The sequence below is a fragment of the Gordonia alkanivorans NBRC 16433 genome (assembly GCF_000225505.1).
Taxonomy (GTDB): Bacteria; Actinomycetota; Actinomycetes; order Mycobacteriales; family Mycobacteriaceae; genus Gordonia; species Gordonia alkanivorans.
The window spans coordinates 58,333-75,101 of sequence record NZ_BACI01000110.1 but is presented as its reverse complement, the minus strand read 5'-3'; the positions used below and the strand labels follow the sequence as shown (position 1 = coordinate 75,101).

Here is a 16,769-nt window from a genome sequence, read left to right as displayed (position 1 = left end):
CGTTCGGTTCCGGCGGCGACGTCGATGAGTTCGGCATCGGAGCACTGCGTCAGATCGACGGCCTGGAGTTCGGTGGTGATCCGGTGCAGTTCCTGCACGAGCTCGGAGGGGCGGGTCGACGGCCCGACGTCGGTCTGCGAGATTTCGGTCAAGACGGTCACCCCCCGATGCCGTGTTCGAATGTATGTTCGACTGTACTCGCAATCCCATTGCCGCGCAACGCGTATCGAACATCGATCGATCGCGGGGATTGTCGGTGGCGTCTGGTAATGGGCGGCGTGGTGCTGCCGTCCCTTCGATACGCTCGCAAGCTCGCCACTCAGGGAGCAGAACGACGCTCGCAAGCTCGCTACTCAGGGAGCAGAACGACGCTCGCAAGCTCGCTACTCACGGAGCAGAACCGGTCAGCGCCCCATGATCAGCAACGCGACCGACGATGTGATCCCGGCGAGGAAGCCGATGAGCAGGCCCCACACGATCCAGCGCCACACCTGGCGGTAGCGGAACTCCCAGAGGGTCCAGCCGAGGCCGCCGGCGACGATCAGCACCGCCGCGATGCCGAGGAACTCGAGGATGCCGCCGATGAGTTCGTAGATCCCGACGAGCACGAAGGCACCGAAGAGCGCACACACCGCGGACACGATGATCCCGAGCGCCCAGGGCGTGGGCTCCGCGGCCCGATCGAACGGTTCGGGGGTGTTCACTCCCCCATCGTGCCCGACCGGACGCGTTCGTAGAACGCAACGGCCGCGGCTGTCGCGACGTTGAGCGAATCGGTTCCGCGACTCATCGGGATGCGGGCCTTCACGTCCGTCGCCGCCATCGCCGACGCGGTGAGCCCTGGCCCCTCGGCGCCCACGAGGAAACCGACCTTCTCGGCATCGACCGCCTCGGCGAGCGTGACGGCGTCGGGATCGGGGGTCATCGAGACGAGACGGAAGTCGCGCGAACGCAGTTCGTCGAGTCCGCGCGGCCACTCGTCGAACTTCGCGAAGGGCACCAGCAGCGCGTGACCCATCGAGACGCGCACGCAGCGCCGGTACAGCGGGTCGGCGCAGCCCTGACCGAACAGGACGGCATCCACACCGAGGCCGGCGGCGTTGCGGAAGATCGAGCCGATGTTCTCGTGGTCGTTGACGCCTTCGAGGATCGCGACGGTGCGCGCGGTCTCCAGGATGTCGGGCACCGACAACACCTCGGGGCGTCGCGCGACGGCGAGCACGCCGCGGTTGAGGTGGAAACCGACGATCTCGGCCATCACCTCGGCCGACGCCCGGAAGAACGGGACTCCCGACAGCGACGGGTCGCGCAGATCGTCGTCGAGTTCCTCGAGGCGTTTGTCGACGCCGAGGAAGGCGTGGGCGGAGAACCGCGAGGCGATCATGCGCTGCGCGACGAGCACGCCCTCCGCGATCACCAGGCCGCGTCCCGGCCGGCCGCCGGGCAGAACCGGAAGGTCGGGTCGACGGTCCACCGAGTTGAGGTCCCGAAAGTCCTCGACCCGGGGATCCTGCGGGTCGTCGATGTCGATCACTTCCACTGCGAGCCCGGGCACCGCAACAGTGTGCCACCCGCCACCGCCGTGACCTGCGACACCCGGTACAGAACCCAATGAGTGCCCGAGTCGCAGTGATGTGAAAACGTTGAAGTCGTGACCAACAGCGGCTCGACACCTCAGTCACGTCTGTCCCTCAAGCGCGCCACCGACGCCGACTGGGACGACATCATCACCACGGATGCCCGCGCATTCGCGATGCGCAATCCGCTGCCCGACGACGAACGCGCCGACCTTCGCGGCAAGGTCGCCGACGACGACATCGTCCTGGTACGCGACACCGGCCTGCCGTCGAAGCCCCTTGTCGGGGTGTCGATGTTCTACCGGATGTCGATGTCGCTGCCGGGCGCGGGTGTCGCCGACACCGTCGGCCTGTCGTGGGTCTCCGTGGCATCGACGCATCGTCGTCGTGGAATTCTGCGCACGATGCTGACCGAGCTCTTCGAGCAGTGGGAGGCCGAGAACTACACGTTCGCGATCCTGACCGCGAGCGAGGGCACCATCTACGAGCGCTTCGGGTTCGGTCCGGCCTGCTTCTCCAACACCGTGTCGATCACGCCCGGCCAGGCTCCGCTCCGCGGCGACCAGCCGAAGGACGCGACCGTGCGGTTCGCGGACGCCGCCGAGGTCGCCGCGGCCGTCCCCGATCTCCACGCACGCTGGACGCTCACCACTCCCGGTGCGCTCACCCGCACCCCCGCCTGGTGGGCGCCGATCCTCGCCGACCGGCCGTCGGAGCGTCCGCTGCCCGCGAGCGGACTGCATTACCTGCTGCACGACGACGGCTACGCCAGTTACCGCATCTACAAGAACGAGAACGGCGGCGTGCGGGGCGAGGTGAACGAGGTCTTCGCCGTCACCGACGACGCCCACTCCGACCTGTGGCGGGTGCTGACCAACCTCGACCTGATCCCGTCACTGACCGCGACCATCCCGGTCGACGACCCGTTGCGCCACAAGCTGATCAACGCGCGAGATGTGTCGATCACCGGCCTGCGCGACGAGATGTGGCTACGCATCCTCGACATCCCGGCCGCGTTGGGATCACGGAAGTACGCCGCCGACCTCGATGCCGTCGTCGAGGTCACCGACGAGTTCCGTGGTCACGGAGGGGTTTTCACGATGTCCGCGCGCGGCGGCGACGCGATCGTCGCGCCGGCGGCCGAAACCGCAACGCCCACAGTGAAGATGGACACCTCGGTACTGTCGAGCATCTATCTCGGCGGCACACGACCGTCGGCCTTCGCGGCGGCCGGCCGGCTCAGCGTCGACTCCCCGACAACGCTTCGAGCTCTGGACCAGGCCTTCACCACCGATCGCGCACCGTACTCCGGCACGTTCTTCTGACCCTTCGAGACGTCCCTCCGCAAGCTCCGGGACTCCTCAGGGAGCAAAGAAACGTCCCTCCGCAAGCTCCGGGACTCATTCCGGGGCGGGGAACGACCGCGTCAGACCGCCCGGGTGTGCTGCACGTCGGTGTCCGGCTTACCGAGGATCTTGTTGAAGATGATCACGCCCTCGCGCAGGGCGTCCCGTTCGTCCGGCGACAGTTCGCGCAGCCGGTCGCTCAGCCAATTCTCGCGGGCCGCCAGCTCTTCCTTGATGACCTCCACCCCGTCCTGCGAGAGGGTCACGATGGCCTGACGCCCGTCGGTCGGATGAGGTTCGCGCTTGATCATGCCCAGATCCGACAGCGACGCGATCACCCTCGTCATCGACGGGGGGCGCACCCTCTCAGCCGCGGCGAGAGCACCAGGGGTCATCGGACCTTCGTGGTGCAACGTGTAGAGGGCGGAGAGCTGCGTCAGTGAGACCAGCTTGTTCTCGCGCCGCCCCCTCAGGCGTCGCGCGAGACGTACAACGGCGAGCGACAGGTCGCCGGATAGACTTCCGTCACCATACGGTGAATGCATTACCCCAGAGTAGGGCAGGTATCGACGCCCAGATCCCTAAGCAAAGCAAATTGACCCGGGTGGATGACAAACCGGTCGCAAATTTTGACTGCAGGCGTTAGCTGATGAGGTCGGAGATCGGTCCACGAGCGAAGTAGGCGACGAAGACCGCGGCCACCAGCCACAGCAGCGGATGGACCGAGCGTGCCTTGCCGGAGGCGGTGGCCATCACGACCCAGCTGATGAAGCCGATACCGATTCCGTTCGCGATGGAGTACGTGAAGGGCATCGTCACCACGGTCAGGAAGGCCGGCAGCGCGAAGTCGAAACGACGGAAGTCGACTGCCGTCAACTGCCCGATCATCATCGCACCCACCACCACGAGAGCCGGTGCGATCGCCTCGAGCGGGATCACCTCGTAGATCGGGGTCAGGAACATGGCGACCAGGAACAGCACGCCGGTGACGACGTTCGCCAGACCCGTCCGCGCGCCCTCGGCGATACCCGAGGCCGATTCGACGAAGACCGTGTTCGACGACGCCGACGCGGCACCGCCGGCGATGGCGCCGGTCCCCTCGACCACCAGCGCACGGCCGATGCCGGGGAGGTTGCCCTTCTCGTCGGCCAGCCCGGCCTCCTTGCCGAGGCCGGTCATCGTCCCCATCGCATCGAAGAAGTTGGACAGGACGAGAGCGAACACGAACACCGACGCGGCCAGCACACCGATGCGGGTGAACGCGCCGAACAGGTCGACATCTCCGACGAGGCTGAGGTCGGGCAATCCGCCCAGCGCGGTGGGGATGTCGGGCACGGTGAGGCCCCAGCCCGACGGGTTGTCCATGCTGGAGCCGTAGTCGAAGATGCGCTCGAGCACGACCGACAGGACGGTGGTGATCGCGATCCCGATCAGCAGACCGCCCGGGACCTTCCGTACCACCAGGACACCCATGATCAGGACGCCGAGGGCGAAGATCAGCGTCGGGATGGTGGCGATCGAGTTGTCGCTGCCCAGCTGGACCGGAACCGTGGTTCCTGCGGCGTCCGGGATGCGTTTGACGAAGCCGGCGTCGACGAAGCCGATGAACGCGATGAACGCGCCGATGCCGGCGGCGATGGCCGCCTTGAGCTCGGTCGGCACCGCGTTGAACACCGCCGTGCGGAATCCCGTCACCGCCAGCAGCACGATGATGATGCCGTCGACCACGACGAGACCCATCGCCTCCGGCCACGTCACCTCGGGCGCGATCGAGACTGCGAGAAGACTGTTGATCCCGAGACCGGCGGCGATCGCGAACGGATAGTTGGCGACGAGACCGAACAGGATCGACATCACGCCCGCGACCAGTGCGGTGACCGCGGCGACCTGCGCCAGCGGCAGCACGTTGCCGAGCACGTCGGCGTTCTTGTCGCCGCCGGGGATGCCGCCGATGATGATCGGGTTGAGCACCACGATGTAGGCCATCGTGAAGAACGTGACCAGGCCGCCGCGGAACTCGCGGTTGATCGTCGATCCGCGCTCGGAGATCTTGAAAAAACGGTCGAGTCGACCGTTGGGCGTCGTGGACGCAGGGCCTGCGGTGGTCGCGGGGCCGGTGTCGACCGTTGCCGGGCCGGCAACACCTGCGTCGGCCGCTTCGGTCGCCTCCGCGGTCGAGGTGTCGGCGGGTGTCAGGTCGCGGGCCTCACTCGGGACATCTTTGGGCACCTGTGGAAAGCTACCCTTTGTCTCATGGCCGATACAGTCGACGTCCCCGAACTACCGCGCGTGCTGCGTGCTCCCGAGCCGGTGATCGTGGTCGGGATGGTGGCCTGGCTGGTGGCGACGGTGGTCGTCGCGGTCAACGATGTGGGCGGCGGCAACGCACTCCGGATCTGTCTCGTCGGGCTCGGCGTCGGCCTTCTCGGCACCACGATCGTGCTGGTCCAGCGGGCCGGCGTCCGCCGAGGCGCCCGCGGCGCGCAGGAGGGCCTGGACTAGAACGGGCCGGCGAAAGCGTCACTCCGCCGAGAAGAGAATCCACCCGACGTGTTCGCGTCCCCACGCGGCCACCTCGTCGCGGGTCGTGAACGGACGTGTCTCGAGCGTGGTCAGCAGCAGCGAATGTGTGATGCGAACCATGACCTCGGCGACCCGCCGCGCCTCGTCGTCACCCATCGGGGCGTCGGTCATCAGACCAGCCACCCGGGCGGCCAGATAGTCGACGGCACGATCGAAGACCGGCGCCGACGACACCGTCAGCACCCGCAGCGTCGTCGCCGGGTCGGCGGCGTACTCGCGGGCCAGTAGCGGGTGGTCGTAGAACGACCAGAAGATCGCCGCGAACCCCTCGATGAGCCGCGCCTGCGGATCGCCTGTTCCCGCGAGCTCCCGGTCGACGTGCGCGAACAGCTGGTCGGCCTCACGCGAGAGCAGGTCGGAGAACAGATCCTCCTTGTGCGGCCAGCGGCGGTAGACGGTCATGTGGGACACGCCGGCCAGCGCGGCGATCGCCTCGATCGAGGTCCGCTTGAGCCCCTTCGCGAGCAACGACGACATCGCCGCATCGAGGATCTTCTGCCCCGTCCGCTCGGCCCGGGACGCGCTCGGCGTCTTCACACCGCCATCATTGCAATGTTAGTGTTCGGCCGAACCACTAACATTGGAGTTTCATGACCGTCACCGAGAACCCGGACGCGTCCATCGCCGACACTCCGACGCCCACCGTCGACCTCGCCGACCTGCCTCCCGCCGTCGAGCAGTTCCGGTGGCATCTGGGCAGCGTCCTGTTCGGCTTCTTCGGCGCCTCGTTCTTCGACCAGGTGGCGCTGGTCCCGGTGGCGGCGGCCGTCGACCGCACCGGCCGCTTCGCCGAGAACTTCGTCGACCGTGGGCTCCGCAGCTTCAGCGCCGAGCAGCTCGTGCTCTGGGGCGACGAGCGGACCCGCCACACGTTCGCCGATCGGTTGAAGTTCCTGCACCGTGAGGTCCGCGGCACCGGACGCGACGACTTCGCCGAAACCCGGTACAGCGCACTCGATCCCACGCTGTGGAACTGGATCGCGATGAGCGCGATCATGGGCTACCTCAACACGTTCACCGCGTGTACCGGCATCGAGCTCTCGCCGGAGGAGGAGGAACTCGCGTACGCGGTCGCCCTCGAACGGCCGGGCATCCTCTCGCTGCCGGGGAAATCGGCCCAGCTCCCGCCCACGCTGGCCGATGCGCGCCGCTGGTACGACAGCGTGGTCGACGAACGTCTGCAGCCCAATCCGTTCCTCGACGCCGTCACCGACCAACTGACACGTCTCCCCCTCCCGACGATCGGCCTGCCGCCACTTGTGCGCATCGCCCTCACGCCGCCTTGGCTGGTCATCCGCCCGCTGGCCGGCCACGTCGTCAAGGTCTGCTCGTTCAGCGTCATGCATCCCGGCGTCCGGGAGCTGACGTCGGTTCGCTTCGGGCGACGTGAGCAGTGGGAGTTCCGGATCTACCAGCGTCTGCTGCAGACCGCGTGGCGCCGGCTCCCCCGCCGAATCGTGCTCACGCCCATGGCGTATCACGAGTACCGTCGCGAACGGCTGGCACAGACGTACCACTCGATCCAGCTGGAGTCGTTCGCACCGAAGTGCCCGGTGTGAGGCCCGGCGGCCCGCTGGAGTCACATCACACTTCGCTTCACCGCCCCGGGTAGCGACTGTTACCTGGCTCGCACCGTGTCCGGTGCGCCCCATCCCGCCGCCTTCCCGTCCACGTGGGCGACCTCGCTTTCCCAGGGCACCCGATACTCACCCGCGACCAGGTCGCGCATGAAGGTGTACGGGCAGTCCGATGCGCCGCCGGCGACGGCGGTGTAGCCGCGATGGCCCAGTTGGTAGATGTTGTTCTCCACCCCCCAGGTTCGACGAGCGTCGTCCGCCCGCGAAGGCACCACCTCGGCGGTGACGACCCGGTCCGGAGTTCCGTCGCCGGAGACGAGGACCGTCCCGTCCACATCGCAGACCATCGCCTCTCCTTGTGACCAGATGTTGTTCTGGTCAGGGCCCGCGAGCGCAACCGAAGCGGTGTACGCGAGGTTATGAAAGGCGTTGGTCTGGTTGGTGATTCGCCATGATTGCTGGATCGGATACGTGTATCCGGCCGTCCGCAGGATCACGTTGGCGCCCTTGTACGCGGCCTCTCGCGCCATCTCCGGGAACATCCCGTCATGGCAGATGATCAGCGCGAGCCGCGAGCCGGACGGACCGTCGCAGACCGGGATGCCGAGGTCGCCCGGAGCCCACGGTTCGGCAGGCACCCAGGGATGCATCTTGCGGTAGTAGAGACGCTCGCAACCCTGGTCGTCGATGATGATCCCGGAATTCCAGGGTGCCCCTGCAGGGTTGCGCTCCATGATCGAGAAGCAACCCCAGACCCCGGCTTCACGACAGGCGTCCGCCAGCAGCGACATCTCCGGACCGTCCCGGTCGCACAACAGGGTGTCGTCGAGCCATGTGTCAGGATCGAGACCGTTGATGCTGTACTCCGGCATCACGACGAGATCGATCGAGGGCATGCCCTTCTTTGCGTTGCGGACCATACCGGCCAGGCGTTCGGCGGTCTCCTTCAGATCGCCCGGCTCACGGATCGTCGGGACACGCGCTTGCACGAGCCCGAGGACGAGTGCACCCGGTGACGGATTCAGCCCGTCGAGTCCGCTCATGATGTGACCTCATTCGCCGCCGCGGGGGCCGGGTCGGGCCACCGGTGCGCCCAAGGGCGCGCTGCCTCGAAGGCAGCAGCAGCTCGCAGGGTCGTTCCGTCGTCGAGGTGCGGTCCGACGATCTGCATGCCGATCGGCAAGCCGTCGTCCGTGACTCCGGCCGGCACGGACACCGCCGGCTGTCCGGTCATGTTGAACATGCCGAGGAAGGCCATCCAACTTCCCGCGCTGACCATCTGACCGTCGATGACTTCGGGCCCCTGCATGCCGATCGGGAAGGCAGGCACCGAGAGGGTCGGAGTCACCAGCAAGTCGATGCCCTGCATGAGCTTCCACATCTGGTTGACGAGTCGTTTGCGCCCCATCTGCGCGGTGGTCAGCTCCTCGGCCGACCACGGACGGGTGAGGAGTTCGACGAGGTGAGGCGACATCTGACCGCCGTGGTCGGCGACCATCTGCCGCATCCCGGCGAGGTCGGAATCGGCCATGACCAGAGGCCAGAAGTGCGGTGTCGGGTCGTCGAGGGCCGGGTCGAGTTCGATGACTCGCGCCCCCAGGTCCGCGAAGACACCGACGGCGCGCCCCACGACGTCACGGACGCGGGGATCCACGGGGAACAGACCGAAGTCGGCGGTGTAGCCGATGGTCTTACCTTCGACAGCGGTGGCGACCGATTCCTCGGACACGCAGTCGAGCCAGTCGACATCACCTGCGGGCAGGGAGTGGCGATCACGCGCGTCCGGACCTGCGATGACCGACATCAGCAGCGCCGCGTCGGCGGTCGTCCGCGTGATCGGACCGATGTGTTCGAGTGTCTCCCAGCTCGATACCCCGGGGAATCGTTCGTCGCGGCAGCCGGGGTACAACGGGACGCGCCCCATGGAGGCTTTGAACCCGACGAGACCGCACAATGAGGCCGGGATACGGATGGAGCCGCCACCGTCGCTGCCGAGCGAGAGCGGCGCCATTCCGGTCGCGACTGCCACCGCCGATCCCGCCGACGAACCGCCGGGTGTCAGATCCGGGTTCCACGGATTGCGCGCGGCCGGCGAAACCGGATTGTGTCCGACTCCGCTGTAACCGAATTCGGGAACAGTGGTCTTGCCCAGGATGATCGCCCCGGCGGCCTTCACGCGTTCGACGACGATGTCGTCCTCGTCGGGCACCCAGTCCTGGTAGGCGATCGACCCGCTGCGGGTCACGACCCCCGCTGTCGCGATGAGGTCCTTCACCGCGATCGGCACGCCGGCAAGCGGCCCCGGGTCCTCGCCACGGTCGAAGGCCTCGTCGACGGCTGCAGCCCGGTCGAGAGCGGCCGCGTCCGTGCGTTCGACAAAGGCGTGGAGGTGGTCATCGAGCGCGTTCACGCGACCGAGCGCGGCTTCGGTCACCTCGACCGCAGTGACCGATCGCGAGCGGATGGCGGCGGCCAGGTCGGAGGCCGACATCCGGGTGAGGTCGGTGGCAAGCGTCATCGGGCAACCTCGATCTCGGTCGTGCCCTCACTCGGGGACGTGGCGCCCGAGCGGCCGATGCCGTTCGTCGGCATGAATTCGAGAATCATGTACACCCCTGCTGCACAGATCATTCCGACGACGGCCTCGCTGAGCTGCGGAGCCCAATGGTGTACGGCATAGGCGCATGCGGCGCCGATGATCCAGGCGACGAACGGTTGCGCGCGAAGTCCGGTCACTTCCCGTGCGGCCGCTCGGCGGGTGACCAACTGGTCGACGATCAGCACAGCACCGATCGACGGCACGAAGATGCCCAGGAGATTCAGCCACGTCGAGAAGTGGCTCCAGACACCGGCCAGGGCGATGACGAGTCCTATCGCGCCGAGGATGAGCGTGAGCACGCGCATCGTGGAACCGGTGAGCTGGCTCCAACCGACCGCGCCGTTGTACAGGCAGTGGGCACACACCGACCCGAGGTTGACGAAGACGAAGATCACTGCGAGCACGGTGAGGACCGCGCCGTGGTCGACGAGGATCGGCAGGAAGTCACCGCCGTCGGTCGCGGGATTGAGTGCACCGCCGGCGGCCACGATCAGTGCGCCGGTCGTCATCGCGATGAAGTTGGCGACGGGGAAGGCACTGAAAGTCGCGATCACTGCGGCCTTCCCGCTACGAGACCAGCGGGTGAAGTCTGCGGTCATCGTGCCGGAGTCGATGAAGCCGGCGACCACGATGGTGACCGCGGCCCCCAGCGAGAGCACGGTCGCGTCCGGCGCGCCGCCCTCGTAGGAGGTGATGGCCCCGAACCCGTGGTCGCGCGTCACCAGGACGATCGCCACGACGCCGAGCGCGATGAACAGCGGTGCCGCGATCATCCCGATCAGGGTCAGGGCACGGATGCCGACGAACGTGACACCGATGTAGAGCAACCCGGCCAGAAGGACGATCAACGTCTCGTTCCAGCCCAGCGAGACATTCAGGGTTGCGCCGGTGAGCCCGGTTTGGAAGGCGAACCAGCCGATCACGACGGTCGCGAGGAAAGCCGTCAATATCTTCGAGCCGTGGCGGCCGAAAGTCTCTGCGGCGCTGAGGGCGAAATTCTTGCCGGTTCGGCCCGCAAGGTATGAGAGCGCGCCGACGTAACCCAACAGGACTGCGTTACCGAGCAGGATCGCCAGCAACCCCTTCCAGAATCCCAGGCCGTAGGCGATGGTGCCGCCGAAGATCGCACCGGTGAGCACCATCGGGAACCCGAACCAGACGGCGGAGACCGACAGCGTGGAGCGACGGTGGGAAGCCGGGACCGGCACGTCCTCGAACTCGGATTCGAGATGGATGGCGTGGTCTGTACTGGTGGACGGTCCCTCGGACGGGCGCCCGGTATTTGTGGAAGCAGGAATTGTCATGAGGCTCTTTCTGAGTTGATCGTTGACGCCGCCACGGCCGGTTCGAGAGTTCTCGGGGTCTGCGCTGACCGGTCGGCCACGGGTGCGGGTGGGCGGTTGCTCGGTTGTGGTGATCGAAACGAGAAGCCCGCGTCGATGAGGGCGTTGCGTAGTTCGGAGAGGAGTAACGGGGCGTTCGGGGTGTCGCTGTGCACGCACACCGTTCGGCTGTCGGCTCCGTCGAGTGCGGACAGTTGCGCCAGGGTGCGGGCGATGACCTCCTGCGGTCCGCCGATGAGCTCGGCGGTTCGGTCATACATCTGTACTTCGTCGTCCAGGTAGGGGCGGTCCGCGAATACCTCGACGACCGTTGACAAGTCGCTTTCGATGGCCGCGGCGTGTAGATGCGAACGAGGAAGGGCGTAGACCTTCAGCGTCGGGTCGAGGTCGGTGACCGCCGCACACACAGCGTGGGCGAGGTCACGATCGCGATTTGCCATCATGTACAGCGCGCCATGCAGTTTCACGTGCTGCATCGTGGCGCCCCGCACTCGGATGAAGGCGTCGAGCGCACCCACCTGGTACAGACAGAGGTCGTATACCTCCTGAGGGGTGGTCGGGATCTCTCGACGACCGAAACCCAGCCGATCGGGCAGACCGACGTGCGCTCCCATCGCCACACCGTGGGTGAGAGCGAGGTCGACACTGCCTCGCATGACTGCCGGGTCACCCCCGTGCGCGCCGCAAGCGATGTTGGCCGAGGTGATCATCGGCATCATCTCGGAGTCGGACCCGTAGGAGTAGACACCGAAACTCTCGCCGAGGTCGCAGTTGAGATCGACGGTGGTCACGTCGTCATGCCTCCGCGACCGACGTCAGAGCAGCTGCGCGCCTGGGTGACTCGGCCAGCTCCCAGGCACGTGCGAAGCGTAGGAGGGCACGCTCGGAGAGCGGCCGCCCCAGGACCTCGAGGCCGACCGGCAGACCGTTGTCGGTGAACCCCACGGGAATACTCATGGCGGGCAGTGAGGTCTGCGAGGCGATGACAGTGTTTGTCGGGAAGTCGAGCGCGGTCCACCTCTTGGCCGCGAGCTCCTCTCGGGTCGGTGCCGGCACCTGGACCGTCGGGTAGACGAGGAAGTCGACGTCGGCCTCCGCCATCATGGCGATCAGTGTGCGCCGCCATTCCTCTTGGCGCGCCAGGCCCTTGAAGTAGTTCGGATCGTCTTCGGGGTCGTCCGGGCCGTCGGCGATGTCGGCGAGTAGGTCGGTGAGCTCGTGAAAATCCCCCGCATCGACGATCTCCCGGATTGTCGACGGCCCGCCGTGATCCCTCGCGGCGAGGAAGTTCTCGAGATCGCTCTTCGACTGGATCGTGTAGAGCGATGTCTCTGCCACCCATGCCGGCAGGTCACCGAGGACCAAGCCGTCGACCACGCCCGCGCCCCGGCGGCGCAGCGTGTCCAGGGCCGCACGCACCACTCCGTTTGTCCGCTCCTGATCGTCGCCGGAACCGAAGGCGTCGGAAAGAACACCGACTCGGAAGTGCTGAAGTGCGTCGACGTCGACGCCGCTGACGGCCTCGACGTAGTCACCCACGTCCGAACTGGTGGTCGCGATCGCGGTGTAGGCATCGGCCGGGTCATACCCGACGATCACGTCCAGAATGGCCGCCAGGTCGGCGACGTTGCGCGCCATGGGCCCAGGTGTGTCCTGGAAATGCAGCAACGGCGAGAAGCCGGTTCGTGGGACGAGTCCGGTGGTGACACGCAGGCCGAAGAGATTCGTGAACGAGGAGGGTAGGCGGATCGATCCTCCCGTGTCCTCACCGATGCCGACCAAACAAAGGTTGGCGGTCACTGCGGCGGCAGTGCCCGCGCTTGATCCGCCCGTCTCCCGGTCCAGCGCATAGGGATTCTTCGTGTGCTGGGTGCGGGAGGAGAACGAGAACCAGCCCGCGGCGAAGTCGCACATCGCGGTCTTGCCGAGGATCACCGCGCCGGCCTTCCGCAGGCGATCGACCACGGTGGCGTCGACCTCGGGAATGTAATCCGCGAATGCCGTGGAACCGAAAGACGTTGGAATGCCTTTGGTCTCGCCCTGATCCTTGACCAGGACCGGCACGCCGTGCAGCGGGCCGACGAGGGTACCGGTTCGTGCATACCTCTCATCGATCCGACGGGCCTCCGCGATGGCTTCCGGATTGACGGTCACCACCGAGTTGAGCTGTGGCCCTGAGGGATTGTCGGCGTCGTCGAGCTCAGCGATGCGCTGGAGGTACCACGCGGTGACCTCCGCACTCGTGGTCTCGCCGGATTCGATCAGTCCGTGGAATGAACTGACAGAGAGCTCTTCATAGTTCACGTTCCTCTCCTGGTCCTCGTGGTCGGCACCCGTGTCCAGCGCGCGGATGATCGCTTCCGCGGTGTCGTGCAGGTGTTCTCTGGTGGCATCGAGCAGTGCGTCGAGGTCGCCCGCGAGCATGAGTTGCAACATGTGCGCATGCTGACGGTCGGCCTCGGTGAAGTCGTGCACAGCCGAGGCGTAAACCGCCATGTACGGCTGGATGCGGTCCCAGATGTTGTGGATGAGTTCGAGCAGATATCGACTGGTTCCGCACGCGTAGAACGTTTGGTGGAACTCGCGGTTGAGCTCGCGCCAGACGATGGGCCCGATACCGGGCTCCGCCATGCGATCAAGCACCGATCGCAGCGCGACCGCCGCCTCGGCGTCGAATGCGGGCAGTGCCCATTCGGTCGCCAGGCACTCCAGTCGCGATCTGATGGTGAACAGTTCCCGGATCTCGTCCGGGGACAACATCGTGATGGTGACCGCCCGTCGGTCGAACTCGACGAGCCCCTCGAAACCGAGGCGCTTCAGCGCTTCTCGGGTCGGCATGGTCGACACCCCGACGGACTCCGCGAGGGACCGAATGGAGACACGCGTTCCGGGTGCGATTCGGCCCTCGAGGATGTTGCGCCGGATCTGCTGATACACGCCCTCCGCGAGGGTGGGTGCCGCAGCAATACCCGTGCCCTGTGATATCACCTGCCGGGCTTCACTCTTTGTGATCACACGGAGATCGTGGCGGGCCGGGATGACGAAACTGTTGTTGTCGTGTTTCGGAAATGTGACGCCGCTTCGGCCTCACGCGCGTCCAGCATTGCGCCTTGCAATCGCGACTGCTTCACCCGCTGAGAGAGCACCGCCGCTGGGTCGGTGACCGGACAGCGGATCTCCGATGGGAGGCGGCCACTCAAGGCACCAGGGACTCGCTCCCGGTCCCGACGGGCGAGGTGGTCGTGCAGGCAGCACCGGTCCGGGGCACTGGGTTCATGCCGGGCGCAGCATTGGTTACGAGGCGCACGATCCGTCGTGGGACGCGATCACGGCGCTCCGTCTCAACCGCCGACGATCTCGTTCAGGCGTTTGCCGATGATGCCCACCGCGTAACCCAGTCGTTCGAACTCCTTGTTGGTGGTCTGCCCGTGGTAGTAGCGGTAGTAGATCTGTTGCGCGATGACGACGGCCCGGAAGAGTCCGAACGCCTCGTACCACCGCCACCGCTCCGCCGACATCTCGAAACCCATACGCTCGCAGTATCGTTCGACGAACTCCGCACGCGTGATCATCCCCGGCAGGTTCGTCGGGACGCGGCGCATGAGCTGTAGGTCGTCGGGATCGTCGGCCTGGATCCAGTACGCCATCGACCCCGCGACATCCATCAGCGGATCACCCAGCGTGGCCATCTCCCAGTCCAGGATGCCGATGACCTTCGTCGGGTCATCCTTGTCGAGCACCACGTTGTCGAGCTTGAAGTCGTTGTGGATGATGCAGTTCGCCACATCGTCGGGCTGGTTGTCGGCCAGCCACGCCATCGCCGCCTCGAAATCGGGCACGTCGTCGGTGTGCGCGTTGCGGAACCGGGCGGTCCAGCCGTCGACCTGGCGCCGGACGTAGCCGAGTCCCTTCCCGAGGTCGCCGAGACCGGTCTTCGCCGGGTCGACCGAATGCACCTCGACGAGCGTGTCGATGAAGTTGAAGCAGAGTTGCCGTGCCTGATCGCCGTCGAGCGGGACGTCGGCGGGCCACTCCTTGCGCGGGATGACGCCGTCGATGCGACCCATGACGTAGAAGTCGGCGCCGAGGACCGAATCGTCGTCGCAGAAGGCGATCATCGGTGCGATGTACCGGATCACCCCGGAGAGTTCGGACTGGATGCGGTACTCGCGGCGCATGTCATGCGCGCCGCGCGCCTTGGTACCGCGCGGGGCCCGGCGCAGGATCAGGTCCCGCGTCGGGTACCGCAGCAGGTAGGTGAGATTGGAAGCGCCACCCGCGAATTGCCGCACCTCGGGCACCGCGTCGAGTCCCTCGACGTCCGGCGCCGCGGTCCGCAGCCACGAGGCCACCGCCTCGACGTCGAACGCGTCCTCGTCCCGCACCTCGCGCGCCTCGGTCACCTGGTCAGCCATCGTGGGAAGTCACCCTTCTCGATCGTGAATGTGTGTGGACGGACGCGGTCAGCGGTACTTACCGAGTTCCAGGCGGGCAACGACGTTGCGGTGCACCTCATCCGGACCGTCGGCCAGGCGCAGCGAACGTGCACCGACCCAGGCCTGTGCGAGCGGGAAATCGTCGGTCAGGCCGGCACCGCCGTGGAGCTGGATGGCCATGTCGATGACGGACAAGGCCATGTTCGGCACCTCGACCTTGATCTCGCTGACCGCGGACAACGCCTCCCGCGACATGCCCTGATCGAGAAGCCAGGCCGCGTGGTGGACCAGCAGTCGTGAGCGGTTGATCGCGATGCGGGCGTCGGCGATCCGTTCGCTGTTGCCACCGAGCCGGGCCAGTTGCTTACCGAACGCCTCCCGCGAAAGTGCCCGCTTCACACCGAGTTCCAGTGCGCGTTCGGCCAGGCCGATGGCACGCATGCAGTGATGCACGCGCCCCGGGCCGAGGCGACCCTGGGCGATCTCGAAGGCGCGGCCCGGTCCCAGGAGGATGTTCGACGCCGGGACGCGGACGTCGGTGAAGGACACCTCACCGTGGCCGAACGGCTCGTCGAAATAGCCCATGGTGGTGAGCATCCGGTCGATCGTGACGCCGGGCGTGTCGGTCGGGATGAGGACCATGGTGTGCCGCGACTTGCGGTCGGCCTCGGCGTCGGTGACGCCCATGAAGATCAGGACCTTGCAGTCGGGGTGCCCGACACCGGTGGAGAACCACTTGGTGCCGTTGATGACCACATCGTCACCGTCGAGAACAGCCAACGCGGCCATGTTGGTGGCATCCGAGGAGGCAACCGCCGGCTCGGTCATGCAGAAGGCGCTGCGGATGTCGGCCCGCAGCAGCGGTTCCAGCCAGCGCTCCCGCTGCTCCTCGGAGCCGTACCGAAGCAGAACTTCCATGTTTCCGGTGTCGGGGGCGTTGCAGTTGAAGATGACCGGCGACAGCGCCGACGATCCCATCGCCTCGGCGATCGGGGCGTAGTCGACGTTGGACAGGCCCTCTCCCCCGTCGGTCCCGAAGTCGGCGGCGTAGCGACCGGCGTGCGCAGCGGGCAGGAAGAGGTTCCACAGGCCCTCAGAACGCGCCTTCGCCTGCAGTTCGGCGATGATCGGCGACGGCGTCCAAGGATCGCCGTCCCCGTCGCGCCGTTCCTTGATGTCCTGGTGGATCCGGGATTCGACGGGTTCGATCTCGTTGGTGACGAACGCCCGCACTCGCTCGGTGAGCTCGGCGGACCGTGGGGACGGAGAGAAATCCATTCCCCGACCGTATCGCGGAGGAGCCCTTTC

15 protein-coding genes are annotated in these 16,769 nt (G+C 66.6%); 3 read left to right on the top strand and 12 right to left on the bottom strand.

The features are described 5' to 3' along the window. Nucleotides 1-404: 404 nt before the first annotated feature. Nucleotides 405-704, bottom strand: a complete 300-nt coding sequence (locus tag GOALK_RS20090) for a DUF2537 domain-containing protein (protein WP_006360677.1) — start codon at nt 702-704, stop codon at nt 405-407. Beyond that, complete coding sequence (locus GOALK_RS20085) at nt 701-1,555, bottom strand: TrmH family RNA methyltransferase (RefSeq protein ID WP_006360676.1); 855 nt, start codon at nt 1,553-1,555, stop codon at nt 701-703. The genes GOALK_RS20090 and GOALK_RS20085 overlap by 4 nt, the downstream gene beginning before the upstream one ends. Before the next feature lie 96 nt (nt 1,556-1,651). On the opposite strand from GOALK_RS20085, the gene GOALK_RS20080 reads away from it, so the two are divergent. After that, nucleotides 1,652-2,902 (top strand): GNAT family N-acetyltransferase, encoded by a 1,251-nt coding sequence (locus GOALK_RS20080; RefSeq protein WP_006360675.1) that lies wholly within the window; start codon nt 1,652-1,654, stop codon nt 2,900-2,902. Nucleotides 2,903-3,003: 101 nt separating this feature from the next. Here the strand turns inward: GOALK_RS20080 and GOALK_RS20075 are convergent, their stop codons facing one another. Beyond that, the gene (locus GOALK_RS20075; protein WP_006360674.1) at nt 3,004-3,468 is read right to left on the bottom strand and encodes a MarR family winged helix-turn-helix transcriptional regulator; all 465 of its coding nucleotides are present in this window, start codon (nt 3,466-3,468) and stop codon (nt 3,004-3,006) included. A gap of 97 nt (nt 3,469-3,565) precedes the next feature. After that, entirely contained in the window at nt 3,566-5,152 is a 1,587-nt protein-coding gene (locus GOALK_RS20070; RefSeq protein ID WP_006360673.1) for an NCS2 family permease, read from the bottom strand. 24 nt (nt 5,153-5,176) lie between these two features. Between GOALK_RS20070 and GOALK_RS20065 the strand changes: the two genes are divergently transcribed. Continuing rightward, on the top strand, nt 5,177-5,425 hold the full coding sequence (locus GOALK_RS20065; protein WP_006360672.1) for a DUF2530 domain-containing protein: 249 nt from the start codon (nt 5,177-5,179) through the stop codon (nt 5,423-5,425). Nucleotides 5,426-5,443: 18 nt separating this feature from the next. On the opposite strand, the gene GOALK_RS20060 is transcribed toward GOALK_RS20065, so the two are convergent. Continuing rightward, on the bottom strand, nt 5,444-6,043 hold the full coding sequence (locus tag GOALK_RS20060) for a TetR/AcrR family transcriptional regulator (protein WP_006360670.1): 600 nt from the start codon (nt 6,041-6,043) through the stop codon (nt 5,444-5,446). 53 nt (nt 6,044-6,096) lie between these two features. On the opposite strand from GOALK_RS20060, the gene GOALK_RS20055 reads away from it, so the two are divergent. Beyond that, nucleotides 6,097-7,065 (top strand): oxygenase MpaB family protein, encoded by a 969-nt coding sequence (locus tag GOALK_RS20055; RefSeq protein ID WP_006360667.1) that lies wholly within the window; start codon nt 6,097-6,099, stop codon nt 7,063-7,065. A gap of 59 nt (nt 7,066-7,124) precedes the next feature. Here the strand turns inward: GOALK_RS20055 and GOALK_RS20050 are convergent, their stop codons facing one another. From GOALK_RS20050 to GOALK_RS20020, 7 genes are all read right to left on the bottom strand, one after another. Further along, nucleotides 7,125-8,126 carry a formamidase gene (locus GOALK_RS20050; protein ID WP_006360666.1) on the bottom strand — a complete coding sequence of 334 codons (1,002 nt, stop codon included), beginning with the start codon at nt 8,124-8,126 and terminating at the stop codon, nt 7,125-7,127. Next, nucleotides 8,123-9,601, bottom strand: a complete 1,479-nt coding sequence (locus GOALK_RS20045) for an amidase (protein WP_006360665.1) — start codon at nt 9,599-9,601, stop codon at nt 8,123-8,125. Before GOALK_RS20045 ends, GOALK_RS20050 begins: the two co-directional genes overlap by 4 nt. Next, a complete protein-coding gene (locus GOALK_RS20040; RefSeq protein ID WP_006360663.1) occupies nt 9,598-10,986 on the bottom strand; it encodes a cytosine permease in 1,389 nt (462 codons plus the stop codon). The genes GOALK_RS20045 and GOALK_RS20040 overlap by 4 nt, the downstream gene beginning before the upstream one ends. Beyond that, nucleotides 10,983-11,816: a 5-oxoprolinase subunit PxpA gene (locus GOALK_RS20035; RefSeq protein ID WP_006360662.1), complete on the bottom strand. Its 834-nt coding sequence runs from the start codon at nt 11,814-11,816 to the stop codon at nt 10,983-10,985. The genes GOALK_RS20040 and GOALK_RS20035 overlap by 4 nt, the downstream gene beginning before the upstream one ends. Before the next feature lie 4 nt (nt 11,817-11,820). Further along, nucleotides 11,821-14,040: an amidase family protein gene (locus tag GOALK_RS20030; RefSeq protein WP_006360660.1), complete on the bottom strand. Its 2,220-nt coding sequence runs from the start codon at nt 14,038-14,040 to the stop codon at nt 11,821-11,823. Between the two features lie 326 nt (nt 14,041-14,366). Then, on the bottom strand, nt 14,367-15,440 hold the full coding sequence (locus tag GOALK_RS20025; protein WP_006360659.1) for a phosphotransferase family protein: 1,074 nt from the start codon (nt 15,438-15,440) through the stop codon (nt 14,367-14,369). Nucleotides 15,441-15,488: 48 nt separating this feature from the next. After that, the gene (locus GOALK_RS20020; protein ID WP_006360658.1) at nt 15,489-16,739 is read right to left on the bottom strand and encodes an acyl-CoA dehydrogenase family protein; all 1,251 of its coding nucleotides are present in this window, start codon (nt 16,737-16,739) and stop codon (nt 15,489-15,491) included. Between the last annotated feature and the right edge of the window lie 30 nt (nt 16,740-16,769).

Bases quoted from the DNA above. Each gene is read 5' to 3' on its own strand.
- GOALK_RS20025 (WP_006360659.1), bottom strand. From the start codon at position 15,440: ATGGCTGACCAGGTGACCGAGGCGCGCGAGGTGCGGGACGAGGACGCG.
- GOALK_RS20040 (WP_006360663.1), bottom strand. From the start codon at position 10,986: ATGACAATTCCTGCTTCCACAAATACCGGGCGCCCGTCCGAGGGACCG.
- GOALK_RS20075 (WP_006360674.1), bottom strand. From the start codon at position 3,468: ATGCATTCACCGTATGGTGACGGAAGTCTATCCGGCGACCTGTCGCTC.
- GOALK_RS20050 (WP_006360666.1), bottom strand. From the start codon at position 8,126: ATGAGCGGACTCGACGGGCTGAATCCGTCACCGGGTGCACTCGTCCTC.
- GOALK_RS20055 (WP_006360667.1), top strand. From the start codon at position 6,097: ATGACCGTCACCGAGAACCCGGACGCGTCCATCGCCGACACTCCGACG.
- GOALK_RS20065 (WP_006360672.1), top strand. From the start codon at position 5,177: ATGGCCGATACAGTCGACGTCCCCGAACTACCGCGCGTGCTGCGTGCT.
- GOALK_RS20045 (WP_006360665.1), bottom strand. From the start codon at position 9,601: ATGACGCTTGCCACCGACCTCACCCGGATGTCGGCCTCCGACCTGGCC.
- GOALK_RS20020 (WP_006360658.1), bottom strand. From the start codon at position 16,739: ATGGATTTCTCTCCGTCCCCACGGTCCGCCGAGCTCACCGAGCGAGTG.